This is a genomic window from Mesorhizobium sp. M4A.F.Ca.ET.090.04.2.1, assembly GCF_003999085.1.
In the GTDB taxonomy this organism is placed as follows: domain Bacteria; phylum Pseudomonadota; class Alphaproteobacteria; order Rhizobiales; family Rhizobiaceae; genus Mesorhizobium.
In genome coordinates this window covers 1-8,197 of the sequence record NZ_RZOT01000042.1, presented here as the reverse complement: position 1 = coordinate 8,197, position 8,197 = coordinate 1, and the positions used below count along the sequence as shown (strand labels likewise).

Here is an 8,197-nt window from a genome sequence, read left to right as displayed (position 1 = left end):
GCCGAGGCCGACCGGCGCCACCGTGCCTCGGGTCTCGAACAGTTCCGGCGTCACCAGCCGTCCCGCGGAGACGACATCGCTCACCCGGCAGTCCTCGAGGTCGTCGAGCAGGGCGATGTCGGCACGCCAGCCGGGCGCCACCAGGCCGCGATCGGTGAGGCCGAAAATGCGCGCCGCGGAATGGCTGGCGGCGCGGTAGACATGATGCAGCGGCCGGCCCTTGGCGATCAGCCGCCGGATCGAGGAATCGAGATGGCCTTCCTCGGCGATGTCGAGCGGATTGCGGTCGTCGGTGCACAGCGCGACGAAGCTCGACGTATCGGCGTCGAGGATCTCGGCCAGCGCGTCGAGGTCCTTGGAGGCCGAGCCCTCGCGGATCAGGATCGCCATGCCCTTGGCGAGCTTTTCCCGTGCCTCGGCCGCGGTCGTGGTCTCGTGGTCGGTGCGGATGCGGGCCGCCAGGTAGCCGTTGAGCCGCTGGCCCCTGAGCAGCGGCGCGTGGCCGTCGATGTGGCCGTCTGAAAAGGCGTCGAGCTTGGCGATCATGCCTTCGTCGCCGGCGAGCACGCCGGGAAAATTCATCACCTCGGCGAGGCCGACCACCTTGGGATGGGCGCGGAGCGGGACGAGGTCTTCCGCCTCCAGCCGCGCGCCCGAGGTCTCGAACGCCGTCGACGGCACGCAGGACGACAGGTTGACCCGCACGTCGAGAATGGTCCGCTCGGCGCAGTCGAGGAAATAGCTTATGCCTTCGACGCCCAGCACGTTGGCGATCTCATGCGGATCGCAAAGCACGGTGGTGACGCCGTGCGGTAGCACGCAGCGGTCGAATTCGAGCGGGCTGACCAGCGAGGATTCGATGTGGAGGTGCGTGTCGATGAAGCCGGGCACGGCGAAGCGGCCGCGGCCGTCGATCACCTCGGCAGCCTGATAGCGCGCATGGGTGCCGACGATGCGGTCGCCGACGAGGGCGATGTCGGTTTCGCTCACCCTGCCGGTGACGACATCGAGCAGCCGCACGTTGCGGACCACCAGGTCGGCGGGAATCTCGCCGGCGCCGGCGCGGATCATGCGGGTCAGCAGTTTCTTCGAATCCATGGGTCCCCCAGGCAAAGTCTGCCGCTACGCTCGTCCCAACCGCCGAAGCGGTCAAGGGGCGTGACTTTGGCCGGTGCCGGGCCGCCTTGTCGACACGTCGCAAAGGTGTTCCGGCACCGGAAATCGCGGGCAGACCTTAGGGTGGACGTGTTGCATTTCGGTCATACGGTCGATCACGAACCAGTCATATGGGCAATCCATAATATGAGAAGCGGGGGCTTCAAGTAAGCTAGAAGCAATTCCAGGAAAAGTGCGCAGCGGTTTTCCGTCCGGGATTGCGTAAGCTAGAAGCAATTCCAGGAAAAGTGCGCAGCGGTTTTCCGTCCGGGACTGCGTACGGACAAATACTGGAGCAACGTCCGCTCCAGCCTGAGGGGCGCAATCGACGCCCCGGGCTTGTTACGGCCGCATTTCGCGGTCACACTCCGGATATGCCTTCGGGGCGCGGGACGCACTGTCCCGGATCGAATGAAGGACCATTCCCGTCGGAGCCGGCCGCTGCACCATCCGGACCGGATCCCCGACTGCCTTGCCGCGGCGCGCCGAATGCCTGCGGCGGATGACCCTCGAAGGCAATCGCGGCCGCTCAGCTGACGTCGCAACGCAACCCGTCCACCCGAGGCAAGCGCAAGTCTTGCCCCAGGGAAACTCGCGGGCTTAAGGCTTATTCCTGCGGGTTCCGCCGAAACCAAAGCAAATGCGAGGTCCAACGCGATGCATCCGATGCCCAGCCGGATTCCGGTGTCCATCATCATCCCGAACTACAATTACGCGCGCTTCCTCGAACGCAGCGTCGACAGCGCGCTCGGCCAGGACCATGACGACGTCGAGGTCATCGTCGTCGACGACAGATCGAGCGACGGTTCGGCGGCGGTCATAGAATCCTATGGCGACAGCATCCGCGCCTGCCTGCGGCCAAGGAATGGCGGCCATGCCGCCGCCTTCAACACCGGCTTCGCGGCAAGCTCAGGCAGGATCGTGCTGTTCCTCGACGCCGACGACTATCTCTACCCGGACGCCGTCTCCAGGATCGTCGACGCCTGGGATCCGGCGACCGCGCAGGTGCAGTCGCGGCTGCACATCGTCGACGAAGCACAGCGCGTCAAGGATGTCTTCCCGCCGCCGGAACTTCCCTTCGACGATGGCGACGTGGTGCCGAAGCTGCTGCACAAGGGGCGCTACCAGACGACGGTGACCAGCGGACTCGCCTTCGAACGCTCGACGCTGGACACCATCATGCCGATCCCCGAAGCCGATTTCCGCCAGGGCGCCGATGGCTATCTGGCGACGCTGGCGCCGCTCTACGGGCAGGTGCAGTCGATCGAGGAATGCGTCGGCGCCTACCGTATCCACGGCGCCAACCATTCCGTCTTCGGCGAAAAGCTTGCCGAGCGGGCGCGGTGGCGGGTGGCGCATGATTTCCACCGCATGGCGGCGCTGTCGGGCCAGGTCTCGGGCGTCGGCCTGGCGGTCGAGCCGGCCGAGACCGTCCTGCATGATACGCTTCATCTGGAGGAGCGGCTCGCCTCGCTCTGCGCCGACCCCGACCGGCACCCGGTCGCCAATGATTCCAAACTGGCGCTTGCCGCGCACGGCGCCGTCGCCAGCCTCGAGATGACGGCCTCGCTCAGGCGTCGCGCCATGCTTGCCGCCTGGTTCCTGTCCGTCGGCATGCTGCCCGGAAGGATGGCGCTCGCCGTGCTGTCCTGGAAGCTCGACGCCGCGTCGCGGCCGGCCTTCCTCGCGCGGTTCTCCAAATCCATCCGCCAGGCGATGGGTTGAAAGCATTCGCCTCACATGCTTCGCTGAGCAGGGCAGGGAGCGGGAGAGGGCAGGGCTTCAAGAAATTTGACAGCCCGTGTCGGACTGGCCAGGCCCCCGTACGTCCTTGGGGCATCGATCAGCAAATCAGAGAGGACATACGATATGCCAAGCACCGTACGTTTGCACCGCGTTCTGGCGACCAAGCCGGAGAAGGTCTACCGCGCATTCGTCGAAGCGGACGCGCTCGCGAAATGGCTTCCGCCGAACGGCTTCACCTGCACGGTGCATAGTTTCGAGGCAAAGGTCGGCGGCACGTTCAAAATGTCCTTCCGCAACTTCACCACGGGCGGCAGCCACGCCTTCGGCGGCGAATATCTCGAACTCGTCCCGGGCGAGCGCCTGCGCTACACCGACAGGTTCGACGACCCCAACTTGCCGGGCGAGATCCAGGTCACCGTGATCCTGAAGCAAGTATCGTGCGGCACCGACCTCGACATCACGCAGGCAGGCATTCCGGACGCCATCCCGGTCGAAGCCTGCTATCTCGGCTGGCAGGAGTCGCTCCGCAACCTGGCAAAACTCGTCGAGCCCGAGATCAATCAGTAGGGCATGTCGCCCGAGAGAGCGCAGCGGTGACGGCGACGACGCCCCGCCTCTCCCCGCCAAATGGCGGGGGGAGGTGGCCGCGAAGCAGACGGAGAGGGAGTCCTCGCAGGGCGCCACCCGCCGCCGAGCCCCCCTCTGTCCCGCCGGCCATCTCCCCGACGGGGAGATTGGCGTCGCGGGCCACCCGGCTACTGGCCGACACATGATGCCGACCGTGACGGGATCGCCTGCGAGCCATGGCGCGGCGGAAGCGCCGGCGGCGTCAGGGTCCACCGCTACTGGAGCACCGGTCGCCGGTAGGGTTGGCGATCGGCCAACTACAGCTCCTTCTCGGCCAGCTCCCTGAACGCATCCGGCACCGAGCGTGCTGCTTCCAGCGCCACCGTGCCGTAGCCGACCGCCTCCCGCCCAAAACGCTGGCGGATCTTGTCGATGGCGCGGTCGGCGCCGAAGCGGGCGAGGCCCTTGCGGCTGCCGGGCCTGAGCTTCTCGTCGGCGAGGCCGAGCGGCAGTTCGAGCTGCAGCTCGGCACTTTCCTCCAGATGCGAGACAGAGATGGCAAGCAGCGAAATCTCCCGCTCCTGCGCATTGGCGGCGAGCACGCCGCGCACCAGTTCCTCGGCGATCTCGGCCAGCATCGCGGTGGCCTGGATCGGCTGCTCCAGCGTCACCGAGCGGCTGACGGCGCGCATGTCGGCGAAGCGCACGCGCACCGTTACGGTGCGGCCGGGCCGCGCCTTGGCGCGCAGGCGGCTGGCGACGCGGTCGGCGAGATGCAGCAGCGTCGGCACGAAGACGCGCGGCAGCGCCGGCTTGCGCCCAAGCGCCGACTGCGCGCCGGCGGAGTGCGCGCGGCGGTGCGTTTCCAGCCGGCGCGGGTCGCGGTTCCAGGCAAGCGCTGCGAGCTTTTCGCCGGCGGCCGGGCCCAGCAGGCGTTTCAGCGCGCCGCCATGGGTGCGAGCGAGCTGGCCGATGGTCTCGACGCCAATGTCGGCCAGCCGCGCCCTGGTCGCCGGGCCGACACCCCACATCAGCGTGACCGGCAGGTCGTGCAGGAATGCGAGCTCGGTGCCGGGCTCGACCACGACAAGCCCGTCGGGTTTTGCGACTTGCGAGGCGATCTTGGCCAGATGCTTGGTGCGCGCCACGCCGATCGAGATCGGCAGGCCGAGCTCAGCCTTCACGCGGCGGCGGATGGCATGGGCGATCTCGTCGGGCGGCCCGAACAGATGCGTGCAGCCGGCGACGTCGGCGAAGGCCTCGTCGATCGATATCCGCTCGACCAGCGGCGTGAAATCGTCGAGCACCTTGATCGCCGCGTCGCCGAGGCGCTGGTACTCGCTGAAGTGGCCGCCGACGAAGATGAGTTCAGGGCAAAGCTCGCGTGCCTTGCGGCCGGGCATGCCGCCGCGCACGCCGAAGGCCTTCGCTTCATAGGAGGCGGCCAGCACCACGCCACCGCCGACGGCGATCGGCTTGCCCCTGAGCGAGGGGTCGAGCAATTGCTCGACCGAGGCATAGAAGGCGTCGAGATCGGCATGCAGGATGGTGGCTTCTGCGCCCTGCGCCATCCCGTTCACCTTGCGGCGTTGCAGCATTAGCAGGGCCTGTTTTAAGGAATTTTTTGTCGAACAAAAAGAGAACAAACAGGGTCTGTTGTCAAGCGGCGCCGAGGGCCCGGCGAGGGCATTCGTCGCGGCCAACGGCGAGGATGCGCAATCTTGTCGGAATCTCGTTTTTTTGCCACTTTGGGGGGACGTCGCAGCGCAGTGCAGCATTACGAGGTACGATGCCGAAGACCGGAACATCGTCTGGCCGGCGGCGTTGTTGACGGATAGGGACGCCGTTTGCGGGAGGCCTGACATGGGCCACTTCGAGATTTCAGACCTCGTCTATATCGTCAATGCCTGCGTCACCGGCCGTGCCGCCGGACGCCTGGTTTCGATGGCACGGGCAGTGGAGGAATTGCGCGTGCTGACCGGGGATTTCATTTCGCCGGACGAGATGGTGGCGAACGAGTTGTCGGCCGTGGCGCTGGAACGCGGCTGTTCCGTGCTGTTCGACGAGCAGCCGGGCGCCGATATCCTCAGGGCGCCATAAGCCGCTATATCAAAGACGCGCCATTTGCGGCAAGTCTTTGAAAAATCGGCCCTTCAAGCGCCGCCCGCGACAAGTCGAGCGAAAATCTTAGGCATTCGTTTATGCATGCCTGCTCATATGGTGGCATGGCATTGCGCGCCCGTTTCTTCATGGATCACTTTCACCGCCTGCTGGGACGCAGAGGCGCGGGCGGCAACGTCGCCGTCATCTTCGCCTTCGCCTTGCCGGTGGTCGTTGGCGGCGCCGGCCTCGGTGTCGAGACCTCGCTCTGGTACTACAGCAGCCTGAAGCTGCAGGCGGTGGCCGATGCCGCGGCCTATGCGGGCGCGTTGGAAAAGGTCGCCGGTTCGGACAACCCGACCATCGTCGCCGCCTCCACCACCTCGGCAACCACCAACGGCTTTGCTGGCACGATCCAGGTCAACACGCCGCCGTCTTCAGGCCCCAACACCGCGAAGAAGGCGGTCGAGGTCATCGTCAACCAGCAGCTCGATCGCTATTTCACGGCCATCTTCAACAGCAGCCCGGTTCCGCAGCGGGCGAGGGCGGTAGCGCTGATCACCGACGCCTCGAAGGCCTGCGTCCAGGCGCTCAATCAGTCGGCCCCGCAGGCGGCGCTCTTCTCCGGCAACACCAGCGTCAACCTCACCGGCTGCGTCATCATGTCGAATTCGGTTGCTGCGGACGCCATCAGGACGCAGGGATCGGCCGCGCTCAAGGCCGACTGCCTTGTCACCGTCGGTGGCATGGTGCTGAACAATCCGGCGACCACGACCTGCAGCTCCAACGTCACCAAGGCCTTGCCTGCCGCCGATCCTTACGCCAGCCTGCCGACGCCCGCGGCCACCAACCCGTGCAGGAATGTCAACGGCAACAAGACGTCGCAAACGCTCCAGGCCGGCACCTACTGCAGCGGCATGGACCTCAAGGGCAATGTCGCGCTTTCTTCCGGTGTCTATGTCGTGCAGGGCGGTTTCAAGATCAACGCCAACGCGGTCATCACCTGCGCCGCACCCTGCACCGGCGTGACCATCTTCATGTCCGGCAGCAACACCGTCAGCATGAACGGCAACGCCACGGTGAACCTGAGCGCGCCGACCTCCGGCACCTATTCCGGCGTGCTGTTCTACGGCGACAGGACGGGGACCGCGGCGCAGAGCACGTTCAACGGCACGGCGGACTCGCTTTTGACCGGCGCCATCTATTTCCCCAGGCAGCAGGTCAACTACCTCGGCAATTTCTCCGGGAACGGCGGCTGCACCCAGGTCGTCGCCGACACCATCCAGTGGTCCGGCAGCACGACCATCAAGCAGGACTGCACCAGCTACGGAATGAAGGACATTCCGGCGGCGCAGTCCGTTCAGCTCGTCGAGTAGCCGGATGGGTGAGCGGGTCGCACGCATCTTCCGGGACAAGACCGGGATAGCCGCCGTGGAATTTGCCATGGTGCTGCCCATCCTGTGCCTCGTCTGCCTCGGCATCGCCGACGGCTGGTCCTACGTGACGAGCTACCTGCAGATGCGCGCCGGTGTCAAAACCGCGGCCAATCTGGTGATGGCCGGCGCGACCAATGACGCGGGAACGCAGGCGGTCGCGTTTTCGAGCTGGGACAACAAGCCCGAAGATGCCGCGGTCGTGCTTGTCAGATCCTACAAGTGCGGCACCACGGTGGTGGATGAGACCACGATCTGCGGCGGAACCAAGCTGCCGAATGCCTTCATCCAGATCACGGCGACGGGCACCTGGGTGCCGCCGTTCAATTTCGGCATCTTTCCGGATCCGCGCGTGATGACCCATCAGGAGGTGATCCGTGTCCGCTGAACGGATCGCCAGATGGCTCGGCGACCGGTCCGGCGGCGCCGGGCTGGAGTTCGCGCTGATCGCGCCGTTCCTGGTGATGCTGCTGTTCGGGATCTTCGCGTTCGGCTGGTCGTTCAATGCCACGTCGACCGTCCGCTACACGCTGGAAACGTCGGCCCGCGCCTTGCAGCTCAACAACACGCTCTCGCAGAGCCAGATCCAGGCGATCGCCACCCAGAAACTGCTGGCGCTGGGCTTGAAGAACGTCGTCGTGACGATAGCGACCGATCCCGCCAGCGGCGGCTTCAAGATGGCGCACCTGACCGCCAGCTACGCCTTCGTCATCGAGTTCCCGTATTTCGACCAGTATCCGATCAATTACGCAACGACAGTCACTGTACCTTTGGTTGCAAGCTGAGCATCTTGCCGCCAAAAGGTTTCACTTGGTGTTCTGCAAGATGTTGCTGGCGTAACTGCGTCCCATGATCAGTTAGGACCAAGGTCTGATCAGTATAGGGCTTCTGCGGTCCAAAGGGTGCAGTCGCTATTGGTTCGCCATAATCCTCTTTGGTTTCAATATCTTACCCGTTCCGCTCGGCGCGTTGGTCGCGCATCGCTACTATATTTGTCTAAAGTTTACTTCTTCGAATTAGCAAATTTGCATACGACACTGCTATAGCGGGTAGGCGAGGTGGCGAATCCCCGAGGAGGTACTATGACAACCCGAAAAACCCTATTGGCGGCGGTGGCCGCATTCGCGCTCCTGGCCTCTCCGGCGCTGGCCGGCAACGGCAATGGCGGCGGCAACGGCGGCGGCCATGGCAACAGT

8 protein-coding genes are annotated in these 8,197 nt (G+C 65.3%); 6 read left to right on the top strand and 2 right to left on the bottom strand.

The window, feature by feature from the left end; all coding sequences use genetic code 11:
• Positions 1-1,098 (bottom strand): amidohydrolase family protein (locus tag EN781_RS35140; RefSeq protein ID WP_245492546.1); only part of this gene is annotated, 1,098 nt, incomplete at its 3' end.
• Between the two features lie 714 nt (positions 1,099-1,812).
• Between EN781_RS35140 and EN781_RS05380 the strand changes: the two genes are divergently transcribed.
• Together EN781_RS05380 and EN781_RS05375 are read left to right on the top strand one after the other, a co-directional pair.
• A complete protein-coding gene (locus EN781_RS05380; RefSeq protein WP_126055401.1) occupies positions 1,813-2,880 on the top strand; it encodes a glycosyltransferase in 1,068 nt (355 codons plus the stop codon).
• Positions 2,881-3,024: 144 nt separating this feature from the next.
• A complete protein-coding gene (locus EN781_RS05375; protein ID WP_126055400.1) occupies positions 3,025-3,468 on the top strand; it encodes an SRPBCC family protein in 444 nt (147 codons plus the stop codon).
• 317 nt (positions 3,469-3,785) lie between these two features.
• Here EN781_RS05375 and dinB read toward each other — a convergent pair whose 3' ends face one another.
• Positions 3,786-5,039 (bottom strand): DNA polymerase IV, encoded by a 1,254-nt coding sequence (gene dinB, locus EN781_RS05365; RefSeq protein ID WP_126055399.1) that lies wholly within the window; start codon positions 5,037-5,039, stop codon positions 3,786-3,788.
• Positions 5,040-5,331: 292 nt separating this feature from the next.
• On the opposite strand from dinB, the gene EN781_RS05360 reads away from it, so the two are divergent.
• From EN781_RS05360 to EN781_RS05345, 4 genes are all read left to right on the top strand, one after another.
• Positions 5,332-5,568, top strand: coding sequence for a hypothetical protein (locus EN781_RS05360; RefSeq protein WP_126055398.1), 237 nt, complete (start codon positions 5,332-5,334; stop codon positions 5,566-5,568).
• A gap of 125 nt (positions 5,569-5,693) precedes the next feature.
• Positions 5,694-6,944: a pilus assembly protein TadG-related protein gene (locus EN781_RS05355; protein ID WP_245492373.1), complete on the top strand. Its 1,251-nt coding sequence runs from the start codon at positions 5,694-5,696 to the stop codon at positions 6,942-6,944.
• 4 nt (positions 6,945-6,948) lie between these two features.
• Positions 6,949-7,389, top strand: a complete 441-nt coding sequence (locus tag EN781_RS05350; protein WP_126055397.1) for a TadE/TadG family type IV pilus assembly protein — start codon at positions 6,949-6,951, stop codon at positions 7,387-7,389.
• Entirely contained in the window at positions 7,379-7,786 is a 408-nt protein-coding gene (locus EN781_RS05345; protein ID WP_126055396.1) for a TadE/TadG family type IV pilus assembly protein, read from the top strand. Before EN781_RS05350 ends, EN781_RS05345 begins: the two co-directional genes overlap by 11 nt.
• Positions 7,787-8,197: the final 411 nt, after the last annotated feature.